This is a genomic window from Saccharomonospora cyanea NA-134 (assembly GCF_000244975.1).
Classification (GTDB): domain Bacteria; phylum Actinomycetota; class Actinomycetes; order Mycobacteriales; family Pseudonocardiaceae; genus Saccharomonospora; species Saccharomonospora cyanea.
In genome coordinates, this window is sequence record NZ_CM001440.1 from 1,481,523 (window position 1) to 1,505,146 (window position 23,624).

At 67.9% G+C, this 23,624-nt stretch carries 20 protein-coding genes and 2 pseudogenes; 12 read left to right on the plus strand and 10 right to left on the minus strand.

All coding sequences use genetic code 11. From position 1 onward, the window contains the following. Positions 1-2 precede the first annotated feature (2 nt). Positions 3-368: a hypothetical protein gene (locus SACCYDRAFT_RS07180; RefSeq protein ID WP_005454906.1), complete on the minus strand. Its 366-nt coding sequence runs from the start codon at positions 366-368 to the stop codon at positions 3-5. Between the two features lie 198 nt (positions 369-566). On the opposite strand from SACCYDRAFT_RS07180, the gene ndk reads away from it, so the two are divergent. Then, entirely contained in the window at positions 567-977 is a 411-nt protein-coding gene (gene ndk / locus SACCYDRAFT_RS07185; RefSeq protein ID WP_005454914.1) for a nucleoside-diphosphate kinase, read from the plus strand. 58 nt (positions 978-1,035) lie between these two features. Here the strand turns inward: ndk and SACCYDRAFT_RS07190 are convergent, their stop codons facing one another. Further along, entirely contained in the window at positions 1,036-1,974 is a 939-nt protein-coding gene (locus SACCYDRAFT_RS07190) for a dihydrodipicolinate synthase family protein (protein ID WP_005454916.1), read from the minus strand. Next, positions 1,964-3,409 (minus strand): MFS transporter, encoded by a 1,446-nt coding sequence (locus SACCYDRAFT_RS07195; RefSeq protein WP_005454917.1) that lies wholly within the window; start codon positions 3,407-3,409, stop codon positions 1,964-1,966. Before SACCYDRAFT_RS07195 ends, SACCYDRAFT_RS07190 begins: the two co-directional genes overlap by 11 nt. 147 nt (positions 3,410-3,556) lie before the next feature. On the opposite strand from SACCYDRAFT_RS07195, the gene SACCYDRAFT_RS07200 reads away from it, so the two are divergent. The 4 genes and pseudogenes from SACCYDRAFT_RS07200 (at position 3,557) to SACCYDRAFT_RS25725 (ending at position 6,925) form a co-directional block, all read left to right on the plus strand. Continuing rightward, a complete protein-coding gene (locus SACCYDRAFT_RS07200) occupies positions 3,557-4,285 on the plus strand; it encodes a FadR/GntR family transcriptional regulator (protein ID WP_232283791.1) in 729 nt (242 codons plus the stop codon). Positions 4,286-4,387: 102 nt separating this feature from the next. Beyond that, positions 4,388-4,987: pseudogene (locus tag SACCYDRAFT_RS07205) on the plus strand (ABC transporter ATP-binding protein); the annotation flags it as partial. Between the two features lie 41 nt (positions 4,988-5,028). Further along, a complete protein-coding gene (locus tag SACCYDRAFT_RS07210; RefSeq protein ID WP_005454923.1) occupies positions 5,029-6,492 on the plus strand; it encodes a recombinase family protein in 1,464 nt (487 codons plus the stop codon). Positions 6,493-6,742: 250 nt separating this feature from the next. After that, positions 6,743-6,925, plus strand: a complete 183-nt coding sequence (locus SACCYDRAFT_RS25725) for a helix-turn-helix domain-containing protein (protein WP_083844732.1) — start codon at positions 6,743-6,745, stop codon at positions 6,923-6,925. Between the two features lie 210 nt (positions 6,926-7,135). On the opposite strand, the gene SACCYDRAFT_RS07215 is transcribed toward SACCYDRAFT_RS25725, so the two are convergent. The 6 genes from SACCYDRAFT_RS07215 to SACCYDRAFT_RS07235 form a co-directional block, all read right to left on the minus strand. Next, positions 7,136-7,531 carry a BRO-N domain-containing protein gene (locus SACCYDRAFT_RS07215; RefSeq protein ID WP_005454924.1) on the minus strand — a complete coding sequence of 132 codons (396 nt, stop codon included), beginning with the start codon at positions 7,529-7,531 and terminating at the stop codon, positions 7,136-7,138. 476 nt (positions 7,532-8,007) lie between these two features. Beyond that, entirely contained in the window at positions 8,008-10,377 is a 2,370-nt protein-coding gene (locus SACCYDRAFT_RS07220; RefSeq protein WP_005454929.1) for a hypothetical protein, read from the minus strand. A 682-nt stretch (positions 10,378-11,059) separates the two neighbouring features. Continuing rightward, a complete protein-coding gene (locus SACCYDRAFT_RS07225; protein ID WP_005454932.1) occupies positions 11,060-11,905 on the minus strand; it encodes a phage major capsid protein in 846 nt (281 codons plus the stop codon). A gap of 12 nt (positions 11,906-11,917) precedes the next feature. Then, positions 11,918-12,298: a hypothetical protein gene (locus SACCYDRAFT_RS26265; protein WP_005454933.1), complete on the minus strand. Its 381-nt coding sequence runs from the start codon at positions 12,296-12,298 to the stop codon at positions 11,918-11,920. Positions 12,299-13,529: 1,231 nt separating this feature from the next. Continuing rightward, a complete protein-coding gene (locus tag SACCYDRAFT_RS07230) occupies positions 13,530-13,868 on the minus strand; it encodes a hypothetical protein (protein WP_157606471.1) in 339 nt (112 codons plus the stop codon). 759 nt (positions 13,869-14,627) lie between these two features. Further along, positions 14,628-14,843: a hypothetical protein gene (locus tag SACCYDRAFT_RS07235; protein WP_005454939.1), complete on the minus strand. Its 216-nt coding sequence runs from the start codon at positions 14,841-14,843 to the stop codon at positions 14,628-14,630. A gap of 154 nt (positions 14,844-14,997) precedes the next feature. Here SACCYDRAFT_RS07235 and SACCYDRAFT_RS07240 point away from each other — a divergent pair. The 4 genes and pseudogenes from SACCYDRAFT_RS07240 to SACCYDRAFT_RS07260 all read left to right on the plus strand — a co-directional run. Further along, a pseudogene (locus tag SACCYDRAFT_RS07240) lies at positions 14,998-15,342 on the plus strand (ABC transporter ATP-binding protein); the annotation flags it as partial. Continuing rightward, on the plus strand, positions 15,339-16,166 hold the full coding sequence (locus SACCYDRAFT_RS07245) for an ABC transporter permease (protein ID WP_005454940.1): 828 nt from the start codon (positions 15,339-15,341) through the stop codon (positions 16,164-16,166). The pseudogene SACCYDRAFT_RS07240 and the gene SACCYDRAFT_RS07245, both read left to right, overlap by 4 nt. A 3-nt stretch (positions 16,167-16,169) precedes the next feature. Further along, the gene (locus SACCYDRAFT_RS07250; RefSeq protein ID WP_005454941.1) at positions 16,170-17,021 is read left to right on the plus strand and encodes an ABC transporter permease; all 852 of its coding nucleotides are present in this window, start codon (positions 16,170-16,172) and stop codon (positions 17,019-17,021) included. A gap of 523 nt (positions 17,022-17,544) precedes the next feature. Next, a complete protein-coding gene (locus tag SACCYDRAFT_RS07260; RefSeq protein WP_232283836.1) occupies positions 17,545-17,967 on the plus strand; it encodes a hypothetical protein in 423 nt (140 codons plus the stop codon). A gap of 33 nt (positions 17,968-18,000) precedes the next feature. Here SACCYDRAFT_RS07260 and SACCYDRAFT_RS07265 read toward each other — a convergent pair whose 3' ends face one another. Next, positions 18,001-19,401, minus strand: a complete 1,401-nt coding sequence (locus SACCYDRAFT_RS07265) for a S8 family peptidase (protein ID WP_005454943.1) — start codon at positions 19,399-19,401, stop codon at positions 18,001-18,003. A 473-nt stretch (positions 19,402-19,874) separates the two neighbouring features. On the opposite strand from SACCYDRAFT_RS07265, the gene SACCYDRAFT_RS07270 reads away from it, so the two are divergent. The 3 genes from SACCYDRAFT_RS07270 to rpmA all read left to right on the plus strand — a co-directional run bounded on the left by SACCYDRAFT_RS07270 (position 19,875) and on the right by rpmA (position 23,573). Beyond that, the gene (locus SACCYDRAFT_RS07270; RefSeq protein WP_005454944.1) at positions 19,875-22,835 is read left to right on the plus strand and encodes an Rne/Rng family ribonuclease; all 2,961 of its coding nucleotides are present in this window, start codon (positions 19,875-19,877) and stop codon (positions 22,833-22,835) included. 150 nt (positions 22,836-22,985) lie between these two features. Further along, complete coding sequence (rplU, locus tag SACCYDRAFT_RS07275) at positions 22,986-23,300, plus strand: 50S ribosomal protein L21 (protein WP_005454945.1); 315 nt, start codon at positions 22,986-22,988, stop codon at positions 23,298-23,300. Between the two features lie 15 nt (positions 23,301-23,315). After that, positions 23,316-23,573 carry a 50S ribosomal protein L27 gene (rpmA, locus tag SACCYDRAFT_RS07280; RefSeq protein WP_005454947.1) on the plus strand — a complete coding sequence of 86 codons (258 nt, stop codon included), beginning with the start codon at positions 23,316-23,318 and terminating at the stop codon, positions 23,571-23,573. Positions 23,574-23,624: the final 51 nt, after the last annotated feature.

Here is a 23,624-nt window from a genome sequence, read left to right on the forward strand (position 1 = left end):
CTTCAGCCGCCGGTGCCGCGCTCGCGGATCCATGCCGCCACGTCGTCCCCGGTGACCTGGTGTCGGGTGCCCGCCTTGGCCATACCCTCCGCCGTGTTCCCGATGGTCACGTGGGCGTGGTGGGCGAACTGCTGCACGGCCTCGACGCCCCGCGGGTACTTCTCGTTGGCGGATCTCGTCAGTTCGAGAGCCGTTTCCTCCACGGGCTTCTCGACGTTCTCGTACCGGCTCACCGACTGCGTCGTGAGAAACCCTTCGAGGGTGGCGCGCTGATCGAAACCGGGGAGCCCGAGTTCGTTGCCGACCTGGTGGAGGATGTCGTCGAGTCGTTCGATCCCGTCCCGGTCGAGACCGTATTCGTCAGGCATGACGCCCCCAGCTCGATGACCATTCCGGAAACGAAGAACAGTTCCCGGAAACTGTCCCAGCGGTATCGGATGGTGTCAACGGCCGACCGGGTGGGGTGACCGGCACGTGGTGTGTCACGGTCAGCCCGTTAGGCTGCGCATACCGGGGGTCGAATCCGGTTCATTTCCGTACGTGATAACCCGAAGGAGTAACGCACCGTGAGTGAGCGCACGCTGGTTCTGGTCAAGCCCGACGGCGTCGAGCGCGGTCTCGTCGGCGAGGTCATCGCCCGGATCGAGCGCAAGGGCCTGCGCCTGGCTGCCATGGACCTGCGCATCGCCGAGCGTTCGGTGGCCGAGGAGCACTACGCCGAGCACAAGGACAAGCCGTTCTACGGCGACCTGCTCGACTTCATCACGTCGGGGCCGCTCGTGGCCATCGCGGTCGAAGGCCCGCGCGCCGTCACCGCGTTCCGCCAGCTGGCGGGTGGCACCGACCCCGTCGAGAAGGCGACGCCGGGCACCATCCGCGGTGACTTCGCGCTGGAGACGCAGTACAACCTCGTGCACGGCTCCGACTCGCCGGAGTCGGCCGAGCGTGAGCTGAAGCTGTGGTTCCCCGACCTGTGAGGACCGCACACCGAGTGTGACCGGGCGGGATCGGCGACCCGGTCACCTCGACGTACGTTCAGTTCGCTCGTACGGGGCCGAGTCCGGCCTCGTCGAGCATGGCGGCGATTCCCCGTGCCTCGTCGTCGTCGAGTGGGCGCAACGGCAGGTTGGTGGCGGGGTGGGCGATGACACCGCGGACCGCCAACGCGGTCTTGAAGGCGCCGAGCGCGCCCGCCGTGAAGCCGACGCGGGAGCGGTCGGCCACGGTGGTGATGCGGAACAGCCGGGCGAGGCGGTCCTGCTCCGCCGCGGCCGTGGCGTGGTCGCCCTCGCGTGCCGCCCGGTGGAGGCGCACGTAGCCGTGGGGGTCGACGTTGCCGAGGCCCGGCACGATGCCGGCGGCTCCGACCTGCACCGCGGTGTCGGCGAACAGCTCGGAGCCGGTCAGGGCGGGAAGTTCCGTTCTCCGCAGGATCTCCCGGAAGGCGGCGAGATCGCCGCTGGAGTCCTTCAACGCCACCACTAGGTCCTCGGCGGCCAGTTCGGCCACGATGTCGGGTGTCAGCGCGACGTGCGTGGCGCTGGGGATGTCGTACGCCACCACGGGTACGTCCACGGCGGCGTGCACGTACCGGAAGTGGTCGACGATCTCCGCCGCGCCCGGCCGCACGTAGAACGGGGCGGTGACCACCACCGCGTCGGCGCCCAGCTCGGTGGCCTGCCGGGCGTGTTCGACGACCCTGCGGGTACCCGTGTCGATCGTTCCGGCGAGCACCGGCACGGCACCCGCCACCGTGCGGACCACCACTTCCACCGCCGCTCGGCGCTGCGCGGTGTCGAGCAGGGCGATCTCACCGCTCGACCCACCGACGAAGACGCCGTCCACCCCGGCGTCGAGTTGGAACGACACGAGGCGTTCCAGGGAGGCACGGTCCACCTCTCCGTGCTCGTCCAGCGGGGTGACGAGCGGGGGAACGACGCCGTGCGGCGGTCGGGTGGCGGGATCAGGCACCACTGCTTTCCTTCCTTTCCGGTGTGGACAGTGCGGGAGCGTCGGAGGGCACGCGCAGGGCGCGGCCGATGCGCGCGGGTATGTCGAGTCCGATGATGAGGGCCACCACGACGGTCAGCGACACGGCGAGCGTGGTGAGCGCCGAGCCGAGGCTGCCGAAGTCCTCGGCGATCGCCGCGCCCGCGAGCGGAGCCACGGCCCCGCCGAGCGCGCCGACGTTGTAGGAGAACCCGAGTCCGGCGGCGCGCAACCGGGTGGGGAAGTGGTCGCCGATGAACTTCGGGAGCAGCCCGGAGATCCCCTGACTGGTGGCCTGCATGGCGAACAGGAGCACCCACAGCAACACCACGTTGCCCGCGGGCAGGGCGAACACCGGGAACACGAACGCGAGCGACACGAAGAGGCCGAGCACGTAGGCGCGGCGGGTGCCGAGCCTGTCGCCGATCGACCCCGCCAGGCAGGACCCGGCCGCGTAGCCGAGGCCGGCCCACGTCAGTGCGTTGGACACCTGTCCCGCGTCGTAGCCGAGCTCGGTCTTGAGGTACGTCGGCAGCAGCGACTGGATGGGCCACGAGTACAGGAACGCGCAGAACACCGTGAGCATGATCGCGATCATCACCGGCCACAACCGGCCCGCGAGCTGCACGGCGAACGCCACGAAGCACAGCACGCAGAGCACGATCAGGTACGGGATGGCACCTCCGCCGAGCTGGCTGAAGATGAGCACCAGGGCAGCCGAGAGCACCACGGCCAGCGCGGTGTTGGGAATCCGGCGCTTCGCCGCGAACAGCACCGAGGACGTGGTCGTCTCGGCGCGCCTGCCGACCTGTTCCTCCCACTCGGCCGCCTCGGGCAGGGAACGACGCAGGTAGAGCGTGAGGGCGATCGGAACGATGCCCGCGTAGAACAGCCAGCGCCAACCGCCGACGGGAACGATGAGCTCGTAGGCGAGTGCGGCGAGGACGGTGCCGATGGGGTAGGCCGACAGGAGGAAGCCGGTGGCGCGGTTGCGCATCGACTTCGGCCAGGACTCCATGACGTAGGTGGCGCTGGCTCCGTACTCGCCGGCCATGCCGATGCCGACGACCGCGCGGAACAAAAACAGCGACCAGTAGTCCCACGCGAAGCCGCACAGGGCGCTGCCGACCGAGAAGGCGACGATCGCCAGGATCATGGCGGGTTTGCGGCCGTACCGGTCACCGATCGCCCCGAGCGCGAGCCCGCCCAGCCAGCGCGACACGAAGGCGGCGGAGACGAGCGTCGCCGCCTGCGTCAGCGAGAGCTCGAAGTCGGCGGCGATCTCGGTGAGCACCAGGGTGATGAGGATGAAGTCGAATCCGTCGAGCAGGTAGCCCAGCCAGGCGGCGAAGAACGCCTTGCGCTGGGGACGGCTGAGTTGTCGGAACGAGTTGGGGGTGTCGGGCGGCGTCGTTGCCATGACCTGGACCTCCGTGGAGACTAGACATAGGATGTCCTATGTCGGCGCGTACCGTAGTCCCGGAGGGATGGCGAATGCAAGGCTCGGTCTCCGGCGCTGCGACGACGGTGCGGGGCCGGAATGCGTGAACCTCTAGACTCGCGTGGCGTGACAACCTCGACGGCGGGTGGACGCAGGCACGGTGCGCGCGCCAACCAGAGGGCGCTGCAGGAGGCGATCAAACGCCTGATCGTCGAACGTGAACTCGCTCCGGGTGCCGCGTTGCCCACCGAGGTCGAGCTGATGAAGGAACTGGACGTCAGCAGACACCCGTTGCGCGAGGCGATGAAGGCTCTCGAGGCGGTCGGCATCGTCGACATCCGCCACGGCTACGGCACGTACGTGGGGTCGATGCCGCTGACGGGCCTGGAGGCGGGGCTCGCGTTCCGCGGGGCCCTGTCGCTGCGCGGCGACTACGCCGACATCCGGGACCTGCTCGAGGTACGGGAGGTGCTGGAGAGCGGGCTCGTGGGCCGTGTCCTCGACGCCTACGACCGGCTCGACCTCGACGAGCTGACCGCCACGGTGACCGCGATGGAGCGTGAGGCCGAGCAGGGCCGGTACGCGCCGGAGGCGGACTGGCGGTTCCACGAGACCCTGTACCGGCCGCTGGGCAACGACCTCGTCCTCGACCTGCTGCGCGTGTTCTGGCGAGTGTTCAACACGCTTGACCCCGAGCTTCCGAGGGCGAACGACACACCGCTGCTCACCGCTCGCAGGCACCGGGCGATCCTTGAGGCGTTGCGCGCCAGGGACGAAGCGGCCCTGCGAGCCGCCGTCGACGACCATTTCCGGGGTATCCGGGCGAGGGTGCCCGACCGGAGCCGGTCGGCCTGACCGCGGTCGCGACACGTCGTCTCGGTAAATCGGTTCGTTCTGTCGGAGGGCTCTGGCAGGGTTGCCGTCGTGTCCGACGACAGCAGGCCCGGAACGGCACCCGTGGATACCCTCGTGCGGGCCGAGGGGCTGGTCAAACGCTTCGGCGAGTTCGAAGCGGTACGCGGGATCGACCTCGACGTGCGAAGAGGAGAGGCGTTCGGGTTCCTTGGCCCCAACGGCGCGGGTAAGTCCTCGACCATGCGCATGATCGCCTCGACGTCCCCCCGGTCGGAGGGGCGGTTGACGGTGCTCGGGATGGACCCCGAGCGCGACGGCCCCCGCATCCGCGCGAGGCTGGGCGTGGTGCCGCAGCAGGACAACCTCGACCTCGAACTGACGGTGCGCCAGAACCTCCAGGTGTACGGCCGTTACTTCGGGCTGTCGCGGGCGAGTGCGCGGGCGAAGGCCGAGGAGTTGCTCGACTTCGCCCAGCTCACCGACCGCGCCGACGCCGAGGTGGAGTCGCTGTCCGGCGGAATGAAGCGCAGGCTCACCATCGCACGGTCGCTCGTCAACGATCCCGACGTGCTGCTGCTCGACGAGCCGACCACCGGGCTCGATCCCCAGGCCCGGCACCTGTTGTGGGACAAGTTGTTCCGGCTCAAGTCGCAGGGTGTCACCCTGCTCGTCACAACCCACTACATGGACGACTCTAAGCAACAACTTTCGTTGTTGTCAACTTCTCGGTAAACTCCCTGGTCATGCGCGTACTTATCGCCGTCCGGCAGTCCAAGAGGCGGGAGCTGTCCGAGTCACCCGACACCCAACGACGGGACATCATGGCGTGGGCCGACCGGGAAGGCCACGAGATCACGGGGGAGGCCGTGGATATCGGGGTATCGGCGTCCGTGCCGCCCTCCCGGCGGCCCGAACTCGGCCCCTGGCTGACCAATCCACAGAAGTTAGCTCAGTGGGACATCGTGGCTTTCTGGAAGATAGACCGCGCCGTCAGGTCAGCTACGCACTTCTACGGCGACCTAGTGCCGATGTTGACCGAACTCGGGAAGTCTGCTGTAGCCGTCACCGAGGGAGTTAACACACTGACGACCTCCGCCACAGAACTCGGCTTCAGGGTGGGTATGGCACAGGACGAACTCACGAAACTACGGAACCGCGCCCGGGCTTCCCGGAGAGCTCTCCGACGTACCGCCCGTTACGCGGGCGGTCCGCCTCCGTTCGGCTACTACGCTGTCAAGACACCCGAGGGTTACAAGCTCGCTATCGACCCCGAGGCTCAGGAAGCGATCGTGTCGGTAATCAGCCTGCTCCGGCAGGGCTACACCCTGAACTACTGCACCGCGTACCTGAACCAGGAAGGCGTCTTAACCGCGTGGGACCGTCACGCGGTCCGCATGGGCCGGAGACCGAAGGGCCGACCGTGGCGACGGAAAACCCTGCACGACACCCTGAGACGCCGCCACCTACTAGGCCAGTACGTCTACCGCGGCGAAGTCGTCCGAGACGACGAGGGCAACCCCCGGATGATCGGGGAACCGATGTTGACCCGTGCAGAGTGGGATGAGCTGCAAGCGCTGATCAACCGGCCGCCGAAGACCTACCGGGTACGCGGGCAATCGATGCTCCGAGGGGTGGCGTACTGCAACGGGTGCGGCCGGCCGATGGTCCACCACCCCGGCGGGGAGAAAGACCAGCGTCGATACGTGTGCTCGGTGCGAACGTTCCCCGGGGTGGAGGACTGCTGGGCAGCCGGATACCCGGCTGAAGCGCTAGAAGACTTCGTGGAATCGGCGTTCCTGGACGACTACGGTGACCTACCCGTGATCGAAGTCGACGCGGTACCCGTGCTCGACCACTCCGCCCGGTTGGCCGAGATAGCGGAGGCCATGGACCAGCTGGAAACCGACCGCTATATCCGCGGTCGGTTCACCGGGGACGACGGGGAACGGCGATTCCACCGGCTGTACTCGTCATTAGAGGCCGAACGGGACGAACTCACGGCCCAACAATCGACCACGCCCGGGGTTCGCTCCACGCCAACCGGGAAGACCTACCGTGACCTCTGGGAGGCCGCGGACAACGAGGAACGCGGCGAAATCCTCCGGAAGTTCGGCGTGTACGTGATGGCCCAGTGGAGGAAGACCCGGGGTGATCTACCGCTAGCCGTGTACACCCACCTTTATTTCCCGTTGGCTGACGAGCTCTGACACAACCGGCAATCCACGGTATCCGGGGACGGCTTGACGGCCGTGTGGACTACCCGGCCGCACGCCGTCAAGTCGCCTTCCCGGCCGCGGCTGTCCGTCGTCCAGCCCACGACCACGTGCCGGATACCCAACAAGCCCACGACGGTTTCTGTTGTCTTGGCCACGCCGAAGAACGTAGCGAACGAGGTAAACGAGGTAAACCAGGCGAACGGGTGGAGTCGAGCGAACGAGGTAGACGACTCTCCGTAGCGTGGGACGACTCTTGACGACTGGGGAGGCCGCTAAGGCGCTCTCCGTGGACAGGTCAACGCTTGCCCGCTGGTTGCGGGAAGGTCGCGTGCTGCCTACCGAGGTCACCGCGGGCGGTCACGCCCGGTGGGACCTGGAAGACCTTCGGCGGCAGATAGCCGACGTGAGACGTCGGGACGGCTGACAGTTCGCGACCTCGGAGTCTCGGAGGAGCATCCCGAGGTTGAGGACGGCTCGTCGGTCCCAGAGTGCGAGCCGGGAGCCGCGAATCCCCAGGTCAGGGCTAAGTGAGCGAAACTCACGCAGTTCCTGACCTGCAAGAACACGGTATCCGTTCTCAATCAACTCGTCTTTGTGCGCGGAGACATGGAAGCGGATCGCTTCCGCATCGACCTCATAGAACTCCGCTACCTGAGCCGTCGTCGCCTCCCCGTGACCGGGGAGCGTGGCGAGCGCCTTCACCGCCTGGGCTGACGTAGTTCTCTGTCTGCCGGATAGCGGGGAGAACTTCGTGAGTCACCCAACGCTTGAACTCGCGGGCGCGCTCCTTCCGGCTGCGGAGGATGAGCGAGTACAGGCCTGGCTCATTGATGATCAGGGGGTTTCGGCCCCCAGAGGCAACCCCAATACTGTTGGGGTTGGTCTCTGCCACCTCATCCGCGTCCAACACGGCGCGTACCGTGTCCGACCGGATGCCCAGGACGTCGCACACATCCTTCGCCACGAACCACGGGTCTCCGCCCCGCTCGATCACGCGGAAGTCGAGTCCCTTGAAGTTGAACGTCTTCATAGCTCCCTCAACGCACGGAGGACCATGCTCCGGGGCCGGAGTGAGTGAGGAAGGGAATCCCCCTGGTGGGCTCACAGCGGCCAAAAGCCGGGGTGGGCCCACTCAGAGGAAGAACGTCCGTACGCCGTCGGTCGGTCGTCGGTCGTCCCACAACGGTTGTTAAGCCGTCGTCGCGCCGGGGAATCAGGGCAGAGCTACGTTGGCGGGTAGGTTGCCCTGGTCTCGCCTGCACAGCTTCCACAGTCGGTAGCGGGGTGCGCCTAGACCACACGTGTGCAGGCTCCAGCGCATCACCCCTCTAACGGGTGCCTCGGCGCTGTGAACGTCGGCCCGGGCTTACACCTGCCGTCAACCTGCCGGGGGCGGATGACGAGGGAGGGACTTCCGGGTGTACCCTCGACCCTGCAACTTCATATCTGTGGCAGGAGTGAAGTTAGCATAGAGCCCCGGGGTTTCGGCCCCGGGGCTCTCTCCGTCTACGCCTTGCCTAGCGCTTTCTGCACGTTGCCGCCGTACGCCTTAGACACCTCTTTTCGAAGCGTCCGCAAGAGGTCATCCTTCGAGCCGACGTAGTGCGGGGCCGACAGGTTGTAGTTGTTAACTACTGTGGCAGAGCTACCCGGGACCGACCGGACGCCGTTGACGCGGGTGTCCGAGGCACCGGTAGACCGGCCGGAGTTGAGTGCTTCGAGCAACGGCAGGTGATCCTGAGTCGCCTTGGCGTTCACCACGAATTCCCCGGCCGACAGCATCGCCGGAATGGAGTCCGTACGCGGCCCACCGGGGCCGCGGACAAGGCCGCCATCGGCGTACCCTCCGCCACCCTGGTACCACTCGCCGGCGGAGTTCTGGGTACCAACCCGGTTACCTCGGGAGCTGTAGTAGGTGACGACGTTGTGAGTCGTCGTCACAGTCCGCGGGATGCCGTTAATCATCCGGATGATGCCACCAAGCTTCCGCACGGCGTCCGCTGTGTTGGCCTTGAAGTCCGCGGCGTAGTTGCCTCGGTAGTCCTCGGCTTCGCCTCGGAGGTCGGCGACCCGGTTACGGATGTCGTCAGCCTGCTTGCCCGTGATCGCTCCCTGAGCAACCCAGTCCTGTAGCCGGGCTTCGAACTCTTCGAACGAGATTTCGCCGTTCAGCGCGGCTTGCTCAGCGCCCGAGACCGCCTCAGCCAACGCCCACGAGGCTTCCCGCGCTTGTGGGCTGTTCGCCCCGTAGTCCTTGACGGCCTTGTTGTACGCCCGTTGGGCCTCGTCCACACCTCGGATGGCTTGCCCCAACGCGAAAACCGGGTCCGTAGCGGCCCGCTGAGACTCCAAATAGGTGTTCAGCGCCTCGGATGCCTCGGAGGTGGCGTTAGCGGCGTCGCTCATGGCGTCAGCGAAGCCGGGCAGCCGGTCTCGGAGGTCTTGAACCGCGTCGCTACTGAGGCCGGCGCGGTCTACGAGGTCGTTGAAAGCGCCCTGAGCGGCGTCTAGTCCCTGTTCTTCGGCGATGCGTACTAGGGCATCATCCAGCGAACCTAGAGCGGCCTCGGCTTCGCCTAGCGTGGTCGTGAACGAGGCCATCAACGGCAGACCTTCGCCGACCTCGTTCAACCACCGGGTAACCCCGGTGTCGTTCACCATGTCTAGGGCTTGCTGGACGCCGCTGAGGTCGTCACCGAAGACGGAGAGAGCTTCACCGGACAACCGGCCTTCCCGGTTCAACGTGTTCAACGAGGCTACGAGGCCGTCAACGTTCGGCCGAAGACGAAGCATCTCGTCAGCCGCCATCGCCGCGGCCAACGCCATACCGGCTCCGACTGTGCGGAACGTCGCCGCCGGGCGGTTGGCCCGGGCCATCGAATCCCCGAGGTTGCCGACCGCCGTAGACACCCCGGCAATAGCCGACCGGGTGGCCCCGACAGCCTTCATAGCGGCAGCCACAGACAGCCACGTGCCAACCATTGGCCCGATCGCTCCGGCGATCGGCTCCAGGACGGCTAGTAGGGCGTTCAGGACGTCCACGGCCGACCCGACAGCCGTAGACATCACAGGCATGGCCCCGCCGGACAGCTCCCCGATCACGTCGAGAATCCGGCCGACAGCCTCGGCCACCTCGTCACCGTTGTCCGCCCACAAGGCGGAGAGGTCACCGAGTAGCGGAGCCATGCCGCCTAAGACCTCTTCGGTCAGGTCCCCGAGGTGTTCGAGTCCGAGGCCGACAGCTTCGGAGCTCCGAGAAGTGACCTCGGCGAACTCCCCGATACCGGAACCGAGTGATCCTAGGGCGGACTCGAACCCGTCGAACACGGGTTCGGCCCGCTGCACCGAGAGAACAAGGCCGGGGAGGGCGTTCTCACCGAGTGCGATCACGCCATCCGTCATCGACTCGACAGCCGGGACGGAAGCGGTGAACGCTTCCTGGAGCTGAGGCCGCATCCGCTCATACGCGGCCCCGATCTCGGCGGCTGCCCCCGTGAAAGCGGACTCCATGACGGCCGCATCCTGGGCCAACCCGTCGCTGACTGTGCTGCCCAGGGACTCGAACGAAGCCCGAACGGCTTCGTTCTCCCGGAGAGCCACAGCGCCGAGGGCCGCGAACCCGGCAGCGGCCCCGGTCGTCATGGCCGCGATAGCAGCGGACGAGGCCGCGGGGAGAGCGGAGCCGACCGTGGTGGCTAATGCGTTGAACTGGAGGTTCGCCCGGCGGGCCACCTTGTCGGCCGCGGTACCGAGGCCGGCAGTGGACTTCTCGGCCTCGTCCATCGCCTCAGAAGTCACGCGGCCGGCGCGCTTCATGTTGGCCATGTACTGGGCGACGTCGGCCTTCAGGCGAACCGAGATAGACCTATCGGCCATTGTTCGGCCCTTCTCTTACAAGTCGGTATAAGTCAACCATGAGTAACCGCACTTACTGTGCGATCTAGTTCACAGAAACAAGCTTCGAAATCTTGTGGCCAGCGTTGCAGTGAAGCCGAAGTGTCCAGATCGTCCACAGTGGCCGGTCACTCTCCGTCTACCTTTGCCACCCTGAGCGACCTTCTGAACCTGACAGACCACAGAGACACCTCTCCAGCGGTCTTTGCTACCCACAGCCACAGGGGGTACCCCCCACCGTCACCGAAAGCCACCAGGATTCAGTCACCCAGGGCGACCAAAGCTGCCATGCTCGCGAGCAGTCACCTTCGAGTGACACCGATGACAAAGACCACGACCGTTCGCCGGGTCGTCAGGGTCGGCACCGCGGAGCACTAGAGTCCGCCTGTCTACCGGGTAGTGGTCGGCGTGGGCACTGGGTCTACCGCACCCGAGGGCACACCACGGTTGCCGAGCGAGCACGGCCTCCCGGAACACCCGGGCGTGCCGGGTGCCGTACCCACGCTGACTAGAGCTGCCTCGGCGACGGTCGGCTGTCCGGCGGCACTCGTCGCACCGGCCGGCCTTCGTCAACTCCGGGCACCCTGGCGTACTACAGACCTTCATGAGTCCTCCGGGAGTGGGACCGGACCGCTTTCGAGCGGTCCGGCCTTCACTGTCAGCGTCAGGAGATCGTGACGTCTCGGGCTGCCAGAGCCTCAGGGCGAACCACCTTCGCCCCGTAGACGTGCAGACCACGCATCCGGTCCACGAACATATCCGGGGTACGGACGGCCTCCGTCTTGCTGATCTGCTGAGCGAACGTCGTCGCCATGCCGTGACCGGCAATCACCAGGTAGCCGCCTGCCGTGGCTCCAGGCCCCTCGGGAACCTGGTTGGACACGAGGACGTCGAGCCCGGCCGCCCGGCCGACCACGCCTTCAGAGCGGACCACGGCACCCCGGTCGTCACCCGAGGACACGAACCGCTGGTCCTTCTGAAGCAGGCCGTGGAACGCCGGGGGTACCACAACCCACCGGCCAGCCTGGGGAACGTCGTTCTCCGTAAGCTCGGTACCGAGGTCAACGAGGAGTTCATAAGCGTTCGTAGCGTCCGCGGCAACCTCGGCACCCGGGGCGACCTCGGCAGCCATGAGGCCGGCCACGTAGGCGTCCGCCGTAAGAGCCAACTTGTGGGCGGCCCTCGCGGTCAGCTTCGAGATCAGTTCGCCGTCGTTGCGGACCTGGGCGGCGTCCACGTCGTCCAGGTCGAACACCCACGCCTTACGCTGGTTGATCTCCAGGAGCTGACTCGTGGTCGTCGGCGCACCCGAGGTCATCGGGGTGTACGGCACGTAGTCCACGATTGCCGGGTCCGCTGCGGAGTTGATCCGCACCGTACCGCCGTACTCCGAGATGTCACCCTCGTAGTCCCGGTTCGTCACCCCGGGAGTGCCGTAGGTCAGCTTCTCGTCAAGCGTGGTGATGATCGCCGCGGCCCACACCTCGGGGCGGAAAGAGTCAACGGCCATTGTCGGTAATCCTTATCGTCGGTTGGCGAGGTAATCGCGAAGTCGTCCAGCTCTCCGGGCTGCTTCAATCTGCTTAGGTGACATGACCTTCAAGTCAGCCGCGGTCAGTTGGGAGTCTGCTGGGACGCCTCTACCTCGCGCTGATTCCAGGGAGACCCGAGGTTGCGGAGCGGGCTCCGGAGTTGGCTCCGGGGGCGGCTCTTCGGTTTCCTCGGGGTGAGCTTCCTCGTCGTCCGAGTCGGAAGTCAGCTCAGCTAGCTTCGCTTCGAGTTCCTTCACGCGCGCCATCGCGGCTTTACGTTCGGCCCTCTCGGCGGCTAGGGCTTTCTTCCCGGCGTCCCCGAGGGCTTCTTCCTCGGTGACCTCGGTCGCCTCAGTGTGCTCTTCGGACATTGGTTGCCTCCATCGCGGATAGCAGCCCGGCGGCATCGCGCCAACCAGGGATGTCGAGTTCGTCGAGTTAGGACCCGGGCCTACCTACGCGAACTCGACAACACGTAGGTGGCCCGGGAGATTCGGAGCCCGGCGGCCAGATGTGGTAGAGGCCGGGCCGGCGCACGAGTGCTCACACGCCTGAGCGACCACCGTCACCCGAAGGCGACGGTCGACCGGGGGGACTAAGCCCCGGACGTTTCAAGACCGGCCTCCAGTGGACCGGGTGGGGGTAGCGAGTCGAATGAGTCTGACGTCCTCTTCGGCATCGAACGGCAACGGCCAACCGTGCCGCTCGATGACGCCTTTCCGGTACATCCCGCGGATGGTCCGGTAAACCTGGTCACGCGGTACGCCCTGCTCGGCGGCCACGTAGTCGCGAACCTCGGGGTATGAGTACCAGGAACCGTCTGCGATGGCCTTTAGGACGGCCCGACGAACGTTCACCGTAGTAACCTCCGTAGACATGGGAGAAGCCCCGGCCGTTAGGGCCGGGGCTCCTCGCTCCATGCGCCACCATTGGTTGACCAGACCAGACGCACGGGGCATCGACACCAGACAGCCGAACGGCTGCCCCTCGGTGACCGCCGCAAGGTCACCGAAGACTGTGAGAAGCCACCCGACGGCCGGCCAGATAGCCGCCGGGTGGCTGACTTCCCCGCAACAGGAAGGAGCGCTCAGGCGGGCGGAAGGAAGCCCGCTAGGCGCTCTGAACCGGCCGGGAGTTAGGCGGCCGGTTGACTTTGGGTTGACTCCGGACCTGCCCGGCTTCGGGCCGGGCTGGTCCTCGTCTACCTCGGTTAGCTCAGGAAGCCTCAGCCGAACTACCGTCCGTCCTCGGCTAGTTAACTAAGTCTGCTGAAGGTGTTGACCTTGGTTAGCTCCGCTCAGGGAGAGGACAACGAAGGGACACTTGCCCCCCCCTACCCCCCATAGATGATCAGGGGTAAGGGGGCTGTGCCCTTCGTTGTCCCGGCCGTCAAGGCGGAGGTGTCCGACGGGCTCGCGTTAGTCGCCATGCGAGTTGCCCCCGGCCGGGTTGGTAGCCCGGCCGCGCCAGTGACCACCCGGCCAAAGGTGGTTTAGCTCCAAGAGGAGAGGTTTTACCCCCTCCTCTCACCATACTGAGAAAAGCTTCACTCGTGTCCTGACCAGCGGGGACCGGGGCCGTGAGCCCCGGTCCGTCGCAGACTCAAGCCAACGGGGCGAACACTTCGAGATCGGGCGGAGGCTGGCAACCATGCACCAGCACTCGGGGCCGCCGGGCTGGCTGAGCGGGCATCGGCTCCAGCAGTCCGATAACCGGGATGGTTTGCCCGCTGTCGTTCAGAGCGCCCGTATCCCCGCAGAAGATGCCCTGACCGAGCCCGGCCCGCGAGAGCCAATCTGAGGCGGCTTTCCGGGTGTCCTCGTCGCGAACCAGGCGGAGCGGGTGCAGCCAAGATTTGGCCTGGTCGTCCCGCTCTTCATTGTCAGCGAAAGCGGGGATGTCTACCCCGGTGTCCTGGACCATCTCCAGCCGGTGGGCCACGCTGACCATCTCGGAGCCGTCCCGGTTGACGGCCGGCCTCCTTGTCATCCCGTCTGCCAAGCTGCCGCGGGTACGGAGGCCGTCGTAGCTACAGCACACCCGACAGCCGTAACGCACCTTGACCGGCTCGCCCTTCCGTCGGGCGGGCACCCAACAGGACGGCTCGCAAAGCCGCTGAGTTGGCCTCTCCCGGTTCGGCAACTTCCACGGGTATTCGGTGTCCTCCCGCCCTCTCCGGGCTCTCTGCTGACGATTCCGGGCCTCTTTCCAGCATGGGGACGGCTTCGGGTGGACTCGGGGCGGCTTGCGGCTGGTGTACTCGATTTCCAGCCCGCAAATGTCGCATTCAGTGGTTTTGGTGACGACCGGCATTCTTACTCTCCTTACGGATACTGCGCTTCAGGTTTCTCGTGCGGTTGGCGAACTGAGACCGGCAGGCGTAACACACCCACCGGCCATTCCCTTTGAACTCTCTGTGCTCCGGGCCGTGCCCCCTCGGGCACGGCTGTGAGCGTTCTTCGTCGTCGGCTATCGACATACGTCCTCCCTCTCGTCTACGGCCAACTCGGGGCCGGGAATCGGGTAACCTGGCCAGCGGGCCGGGGACGGTAGGGACGTCCCCGGCCTCTCACTTTCGCTGAGCCAGCACGACTCCGGCTAGCAACATGGCTCCGTCGATCGCTACGGGTGCGAGGGCCGCGGCCACATCGTCCACGATCTCCGACCGCGGCCGGTCCCGGTCGTTTACCAGGGCCAGCGTCACGCGGCCTCCCCTTCGGCACGGTCCTCGGTGGCCTGGGTGACCAGCATCAGCAAGTCCACCTGGTCTAGGACGCCCTCGGACGCTCGGCCGGCAGCAGTCATGAGGTTGTCTGAGAGCGCCAGCATGGCGGCCGGTGGCATGGTCGCCCCGGCTGCCTCGTGAATCCGGTGGGCGAGCTTGTAGACCTCACGCACGTAGTCTTCGAATTCCATTTCTGCACCTCCGTTGCCAGGACCGGACCGTGGTGAACGGTCCGGCCGGTCCTCTATCGGAGGCGATCCCGTCGCACTTCCGCCGTAGCTGTGTGTCCGCTGGTCGCCTGGTCCCGGTCTCCCGGTAACCCGTTCGCCTCACGACGATCGTTGTTACATGGACGAGGCGGAGCAGCTCTGCGACCGGCTCGTCGTCATGGACGGCGGGAGGATCGTCGCGGAGGGATCGCCCGCGGAGCTCATCGACCGCTACTCGACGCGGGAGGTGCTGGAGCTGCGGTTGCCGCCCGGCGAGCAGGACGAGGCGGTGGCCGCGGCGTCGGATCTCGGCCGGCGCACCGAGGTGTTGCCCGACCGCATCCTCGTCTACGTCGATTCGGGGGAGTCGGCCTTGGAGCGCGTTCACGCCCGAGGTGTGCGCCCGGTGTCGAGCCTCGTGCGCCGCAGCACGCTCGAGGACGTGTTCCTGCGTCTCACCGGCAGGAGTCTGATCGAATGACCACGACGGAAAGGGCTTTCGGCTCCACCAGATCCGAGGTGCGGGTCGTGGGTGCGTGGCGGGGCGCCTGGCTGCGTGTCGAGGGGTACTGGACGTGGTACCGGCGGTACTGGAAGTCCAATCTGTACTCGTCGGGCCTGCAGCCGCTGCTGTTCCTGCTCGCGATGGGCGTGGGCTTCGGTTCGCAGGTCGAACCCGGCGTGCTCACCGGTGGGTTCTCGTACGTTCAGTACGTCGCGCCCACGTTGCTGGTCGCCGGCTCCGTGCAGTTCGCGGTCGGCGAGTCGAGCTGGCCCGTGCTGTCCGGTTTCAAGTGGCATAAGGACTACCTGGCGATCACCTCGACGCCCGTCACGCCGGGGCAGGTCCTGGGTGGACACCTCCTCTGGGTCGGGCTCCGCATCGTGCTCGCCGCGGTCGTGTACGTGGTGGTGGCGTCCTTCTTCGGCGCCTGGACCGGCCCGGGCGTGGTGGGCGCGGCGGTGGTGGGCGTCGCGACCGGTCTGGCCTGTGCCGCTCCGGTGACCGCGTTCGCCGCCACGACCTATGACGAGGGAAGTCGGTTCTCGGCGCTGTTCCGGTTCGTGCTGATGCCCATGGTGCTGTTCGCCGGCACGTTCTTCCCCGTGTCGGAGATTCCGCTCGCGCTGCGCTGGCTGGCCTGGATCTCACCGCTGTGGCACGGCAACGAGCTCGCCCGTGGCGTCACCCTGGGTGGTCTCGAACTTCTCCCTGCGCTGGGACACGCGGCGGTGCTCGTGGTGCTGTTCGCCGTCGGGGGACTCGCCGCCCGGCACTTCTTCTACCGCAGGTTGGTGGTGTAGGCGATGGTCGTCACCGGCAGTGCGACGCCCGCGTCCCGGTCCGGCTCACGCAGAACCGGCGGGCTCTTGCTGCGCATCCTTCCGCCGTCGCTCTACGTCGGTCGGGCCAGTGCGCTCATCGAGCGCTCGGCGATGGTGTACTCGCGGGCGTGGCTCGTGTTCGTCTCGGGCGTCTTCGAGCCGCTGTTCTACCTGCTCGCGTTCCAGGTCGGCTTCGGCAGGCTCGTGCCCGAGGTGACCGGCCCGGGCGGGCAGGTGATGGACTACGTGGCGTTCGTCGCCCCGGCCCTGCTGGCGGCGTCGGCGATGAACGGCGCGATGTTCGACGCGACGTTCGGGGTGTTCTTCAAGTTCCGTTACGACAGGACCTACGAGGCCGTGCTCAGCACGCCGATGGGGCCGTTCGACATCGCTCTCGGCGAGATCGGCTGGGCGGTGCTGCGCGGTGCCCTCTACGCGGTGTCGTTCTTCGGGGTGATGGGCGCGATGGGTCTGATCACCACGCCGTGGGCGGTGCTGGTGATCCCGGTGGCGGTCCTCGTGTCGTTCGCGTTCGCCGCCGTGGGGATGGTCTGCGCGACGTTGCTGCGCACCACCTCGCAGTTCGACTACATCCAGCTCGCCGTGATGCCGCTGTTCTTCTTCTCGACGACGTTCTACCCGCTGTCGGTCTACCCGGAACCGATCCAGGTGCTCGTGCAGTGCCTGCCGCTCTACCACGGTGTGGAGCTGTCCCGTGGGTTCGCCGCCGGTGTGCTCGACTGGTCGATGGTGGGGCACGTGGCGTATCTCGTCGTGCTCGCCGCTCTGGGGGTGTACGGCGTGTCCCGCCGACTGCACACGCTGTTGCGGTGACGTCCGAGCGGCGCGGCGTACACTCCGCCGGTGCCCAGCTCGGTGATCGTTGTCGTTGCCCTCGGTGTGCTGGTCGTGGGAGGGATCGTGCTCGTCGTGAAGCTCGACTCCTGGCGGCCGTCGGAGAAGTTCCGTCGACGGCACCCACGGTTGTTCCCACCCGGCAGTTGTCCTCACTGTGGGAGTCGTCGGTCGACGATCGTGGTGTCCGACAACCGGCTGAACGGCATGCGTGAGTGCAGAGTGTGTCGGTTCGTGTGGGATCCCGACCGCTGAGCGGGTGAGTTCGCGCCCGCCCTCAGTCACCGAGCGGTGCTGGAGGCCGCGGTGGGAGGGGCAGGAGTGTGCCTGTCGTCGACCAAGCCCGAGGGGCGACACGGACGCCTGACCCCGCGCCCGGAGCGGTTGAGCCGCCACGTCGGCGGGAAGACCACCGCCAGGTTCAGTGTGAGTGGGAACGGAGCACGACGTGGGCAGGAAACGGGGCTTGTTTGCGAGCCGGTCGACCGGGGCGCGCACCGTGATGTGGCCGAGGCCGTCGCACCTGCCGGTGCGGCTCACCACCGGTGCCTTCATCTTCAACTCGGGCTATTCCAAGCGGGGCGCGGACGAAGCGACGGCGGGACAGCTGCACGGTTTCGCTTCCGGCACGTATCCGCAGCTCAAGAAGGTGCCACCGAGCAAGTTCGTGCGACTGCTGTCGATGGGGGAGATGGCACTGGGGGCGGCGCTCATGGTGCCGGTGGTCCCGTCGGTCGTCGCCGGAGCCAGCCTCGCGGTGTTCTCGGCGGGACTGGTCGGCATGTACTTCAAAACCCCCGGTATGCGTATGGAGAAGAGCCTGCGCCCCACCCAGGAGGGACTGTCACTGGCCAAGGACGTGTGGATGCTCGGCATCGGCGCGTCCCTGGTGCTGGACGACATCCTGGAACGCCGCCGCGCGTGAGGCCGCCTGAGGCAGGTCCGGGACTGTGGGATCTCACCGGGGTGAGCCCGCCCTCGCCAGGGCGGTCAGGGCGGCCAGGGCATCGACGCGGCCGTGACCGTAGAAGCCGTTGTAGCCGGTGTAGCCCTCGCAGTACGCGTTCTGGGTTCCGTTGCCGGTGAGGTCGTAGTCGTCGGGGCAGGGCACCGCGGTGGCCGTGGCGGTGAGCCTTTCGCCCAGCTCGTCCGGCGTCACACCGGGATGGTCGGAAGCCACGAGCGCCGCGACGCCCGCGACGTGGGGAGCCGCCATCGACGTGCCGCAGAGCGTGCCGTAGCCGCCGGGGACAGTGGACAGCACACACTGGCCCGCCTCGCCGCCGGGGGCGGTCAGGTCGATCACCCCGAGGCCGTAGGCGCTGTACCCGGCCTTGCGGCCGGACCGGGTGGACGCCGACACGGACACCGCCTCCCGCAGGCCCGCTGGGAGGGCCTCACAGGCGTGCGGGCCCGATCGGGCGTTCCTGGCCGGGTGAGACGGGGTCAGCTCGGTGGCCTTGTTGGACGCGGCCACGACGGTGAGCGTGCCTTCTTCGTGCGCGTGGTGAAGAGCCCGGCTCAGTGCCTCGCGCACGACTCCGTGCCCCGGTCCCCGCGCGCACGCCGCCGACCACGGTGCGACGAGGAAACTGCCGTTGACCACGGCGAAGTCGTGCTCCGCCGCCCACATCAGTCCGCAGACGGCGGCCTCGGGACTCACCTGGCCGTCGTCGTCGATCACCCGTACCGACGCCACCCGCGCGCCGGGTGCGATTCCCGTCACACCGCGTTCGTCGTCGGCGGCGGCGAGGATTCCCGCGACGTGCGTGCCGTGGGCGGAGTTCGTGGGCTGCCAGGCCTCCGGGGCACGGTCGGGCGTCCCTGAAAGGCAGCCCACCGACAGCTTCCGGTCGACGGCATGTCGCAGGTCCGGGTGAGTGGGGTCGACACCGGAGTCGAGCACGCCGATCACGACGTCGTCGGTGCCCCGCTGCCGGGAGTGTGCCTCCTCGGCGCGAACGGCCCGCAGGTTCCACTGCCGGCCGGTGAGGTCCGCGGAGCCGTCGAGGTCGGGGTGCGGCCGCGACGTGGTGGCGCTCGTCTCGGCGTCGTCACCGGCCTGTCCGGCGCTGAAGGCGCGGTGTGGACCCAGCCGGTCGGCGAAACGGTCGTCGGCCGAGGTGGCCACTCCGACCGCGATCTCGGGATGGTAGGTCTCGAGCTCGCCGCACGCGGTGTCCACCAGGGTGGTCGCGTCGGCGTCCGAGGTCCGACGCTCGAACACCACGAGATACCGCAGTGCGGGCCCCTCGGGGGCGCACTCCTCGGTCGCCGCTGGTGTGGCGTCGGCTTCGACCGGGCCGCTGCCGAGCACGAGCGCGGCGGTGAGCAGGGCCGCCCCTCCGGTTCTGCGCACTCCCACCTCCGGCGTGTCCTCGCGTGTCCCTGTCAGCGCACGGTAACGAGCAGGTCAGAGGCCGACAACCGGAACGCGTGAGCCTGCCCCGACGGCATCGTTGCCGAACGCGAACGATGGCGCCGGGGTCGTATGGGATACTGGGTGTCGGTTGCCGGGTTGGCGCCGTCGCCGACGAGGTGGCGGACAGCTTCGGGCGACCCGGCGATGAGCTGGGAGAACCGCGCGTTGGTCGCCGCCACGCACATCCTGTGTCGGGCGGCTCGACGACGTGGCGACGCTTTGCGGGGCGTTCGAGGTCGACCGGTTCGTCGCCGCGGGACCCGTCATCGGGGTCGTGCCGGTGTGGCCGGCCCTCCGGTGGCATGACAGGCAAGGATTTCCGTCACGGTGACCCCACCAGGGCGGTATACAACAGAGATACGGCCCCTGCGCGGCCGCGTGATGAACGCGCCCGGGGGCGGAGGAGATGTATGTCGAACGCGGAGACACCCGCCGAGAACGCTGGCGGGACTGCCGCCACATCCACCGCACGTGCGCTGGCCGAGCTTCCGGAGAAGACCCGGGTTCACCTGCTGGCCAAGTTGCTGGGCACCAGCAGCCGTGAGGTGCTGGCCACGTTGGCCCGGCTCGGGCACACCGCGCGTAGCCCGCAGTCGGGCGTCGCGAAGGACGTCGCCCTGCGGGTGGCGGAGGAACTCGGGGTGGACACGGTCCAGGAGGCGCCCGAACCCGAGGCGGAGGGCTCCGAAACCGGCTCCGGCGCGCAGGTGGTGACCGCGGGCGGTGAGCCGTCGGAGCCGGCGGCCGAAACTGTGAGCGAGCCGACACCGGCGGAACCGGTTCGGAAGCCCGCGCCGCAGGAGCGGAAGGACGAGGCGAGGACACAGCAGGAGCGACGAGCCGAGCAGCAGGTCCCCGCTGCGACGACTCCGTCCGCTCCGGCCGCTCCGTCCGTTCCGGCCACGCCGCCCGCCCTCACCCCGCCCGCGCGAGAGCCGGAGCCGGGGCCGCCGCACACACCGGTCTTCGCGGCTCCCTCCCCGCTGTTCCTGCCGCCCGACCCGGTGGCGGCCGTGACTCCGCCCAGCGCTCCGGTCCGGCAGGACACCGACGAGGCATCCGACAGCGAGACCGAGCAGGCCCAGAACCGGACCGGCGACGACGACGGGTCCGAAGGCGGTAGCCGCCGTCGGCGTCGGCGAGGCCGCCGGGGCCGGGGCCGCGGCAAGGGCGGCGAGGACGCGGGTGCCGGAGACGAGCAGGACTCGTCGGAGGACGAGGACTCCTCCGAGGCCACGGCCGCCGAGACGGAAGCCACGAAGCAGGAGGACGGTGGTTCCGCGCAGGGCCGGGACGACCAGAGCGACCAGGGCACGACCCAGGGCGAGACGGAGGCGACCACCAAACGCCGCCGTCGTCGGCGCCGCCGCAAGAGCGGGGACGGCGACCACGCCGAGACGGCCGCGGCCTCGGACGACCCGCCGAACACCGTCGTGCACGTCCGCGACGCCAAGCCGGCCGAGGAGAAGGACGGCAAGGCGGAGGACGGCGTGCGCAGCGTGCGTGGCTCCACTCGGCTGGAAGCGAAGCGTCAGCGCCGTCGTGACGGCAGGGAGGCGGGCCGCAGGCGCGCCCCGATCCTGTCGGAGTCCGAGTTCCTCGCGCGGCGCGAGTCGGTCGAGCGCACGATGGTGGTGGCCGAACGTGGCGACTCCACCCAGATCGGTGTGCTCGAGGACGGTGTGCTCGTGGAGCACTTCGTCACCTCGGCAGGCAGCGGCTCGATCGTCGGCAACGTCTACCTCGGCCGGGTGCAGAACGTGCTGCCGTCGATGGAGGCGGCGTTCATCGACATCGGCCGCGGCCGCAACGCCGTCCTGTACGCGGGCGAGGTCGACTGGGACGCCGCGGGCCTGGAGGGCAAAGCCCGCAAGATCGAGCAGGCGCTGTCCACCGGCGACCACGTACTGGTGCAGGTCACCAAGGACCCCGTCGGTCACAAGGGTGCGCGGCTGACCACGCAGATCTCCCTGCCCGGCCGGTTCCTCGTGTACGTGCCCTCGGGCGGTGCCACCGGCATCTCCCGCAAGCTGCCGGAGAACGAGCGCCGCAGGCTCAAGGACATCCTCAAGCGGATCGTCCCCGCGGACGCCGGTGTGATCATCCGTACGGCGTCGGAGGGCATCAGCGAGGACGAGCTCGCCAGGGACGTCCGCAGGCTCGAGGCCCAGTGGGAGGTCATCAAGGAGAAGGCCGACGCCGCGAACGGCAAGAAGGGCAGCGCGCCCGTCCTGCTGTACGAGGAGCCGGACCTCCTGGTGAAGGTCGTGCGCGACCTGTTCACCGAGGACTTCAGCAAGCTCGAGATCCAGGGCACCACCGCGTGGGAGACCATTCACGCCTACGTCGAACACGTCGCTCCGGACCTGGTCGACCGCGTCAAGCGCTATGTCGGCACCGGAGACGTGTTCGCCGAGTACCGCATCGACGAACAGCTCATGAAGGCGCTCGACCGCAAGGTGTGGCTGCCGTCCGGCGGGTACCTGGTGATCGACCGCACCGAGGCCATGACGGTGATCGACGTCAACACCGGCAAGTTCACCGGTTCGGGTGGCAACCTGGAGGAGACGGTCACCAGGAACAACCTGGAGTCGGCCGAGGAGATCGTGCGGCAACTCCGGTTGCGGGACATCGGCGGCATCATCGTGATCGACTTCATCGACATGGTGCTGGAGTCGAACCGCGAGCTGGTGTTGCGCAGGCTCACCGAGTGCCTCGGGCGCGACCGCACGCGGCACCAGGTCGCCGAGGTGACGTCGCTGGGGCTGGTGCAGATGACGCGCAAGCGCGTCGGCACGGGCCTGCTGGAGGCGTTCTCCACCACCTGCGAGCACTGCAAGGGCCGGGGTGTGATCGTGTCGACCGAGCCTCAGCGTGGCAACGGGCACGGCGGAGGCGGCAACCACGGTCACCACGGACATCACCAGGGTGGCCAGCACTCGTCGCGTCGCTCGCGCGGCAAGGCGAAGGCCGCGGAGCAGGAGGCGGCGAAGGCCGCCGAGCAGGCCGCGCCGACTCCCACCCCGGAGCAGCGCGAGTCGGCGGTGTCCGCCGTGCAGGCCATGGCCAACGCGTCCAAGGCCGTCGGTACGAAGGGCTCGGAAACGCCGGCGACCGACCAGGCCGCTGAGCGCCGTGACGAGGTGAAGGCCGAGCAGAAGGCCAGGCCCGAGCCCGAGGAGCAGCGCAACGGCGTCGTGCCCGCGGGTTCCGTGCCGGCAGGGCACGCCGAGCCGGAGAACGAACCCCGGACCGAGGCGAAGGACGAGGCACCGGCCGTTCCCGCCCCCGCAACGCGCGCGGCCCGACGGCCACGTCGTGCCGCGAGCCGTCCCGCAGGGCCACCGGTGCCCGCCCGGGACAACGGCTGAGACCACCTGACGCGGCGCGCCGGAGGCTCACTGCTTCCAAGCACCCCGGTGCGCCGCGTGAGTAAGGGACTCAGTACCCTGTAAGGCGGCCCGCGACCAGGCGGGTCGTCGTAGCCCCAACCCAAGTAGTCGAGTAATCAGGAGACTTCCGTGTCGGCGTATGCAGTCGTCAAGACCGGCGGCAAGCAGTACAAGGTCGCCGTCGGCGATGTCGTCGAGGTCGAGAAGCTCGACGGCGAGCCGGGCACCGAGCACACCCTTCCCGCCGTGATGGTGGTCGACGACGGCAAGGTCACGACGGACGCCGACACGCTGGCGAAGGTCTCGGTGACGGGCAAGATCGTCGAGCAGACCAAGGGCCCGAAGATCCGCATCCACAAGTTCAAGAACAAGACCGGCTACCACAAGCGCCAGGGTCACCGGCAGCAGCTGACCCGCCTTGAGGTCACCGGCATCAACAAGTGAGGAACCTGACCAGCCATGGCACACAAGAAGGGCGCGTCCAGCTCTCGTAACGGCCGTGACTCCAACCCGAAGTACCTCGGCGTCAAGCGGTTTGGCGGTCAGGTCGTGAAGGCGGGCGAGATCCTCGTCCGTCAGCGCGGTACCAAGTTCCACCCTGGCGTGAACGTCGGCCGGGGCGGCGACGACACTCTGTTCGCTCTCGCTGCGGGCTCGGTGGAGTTCGGCACGAAGCGTGGCCGCAAGACGGTCAACATCGTGCCGGTCGAGGCCTGACCGGCCCGGCCAGCACACGCTACTCGAAACGAGGGGCGGGCCCGGAACACC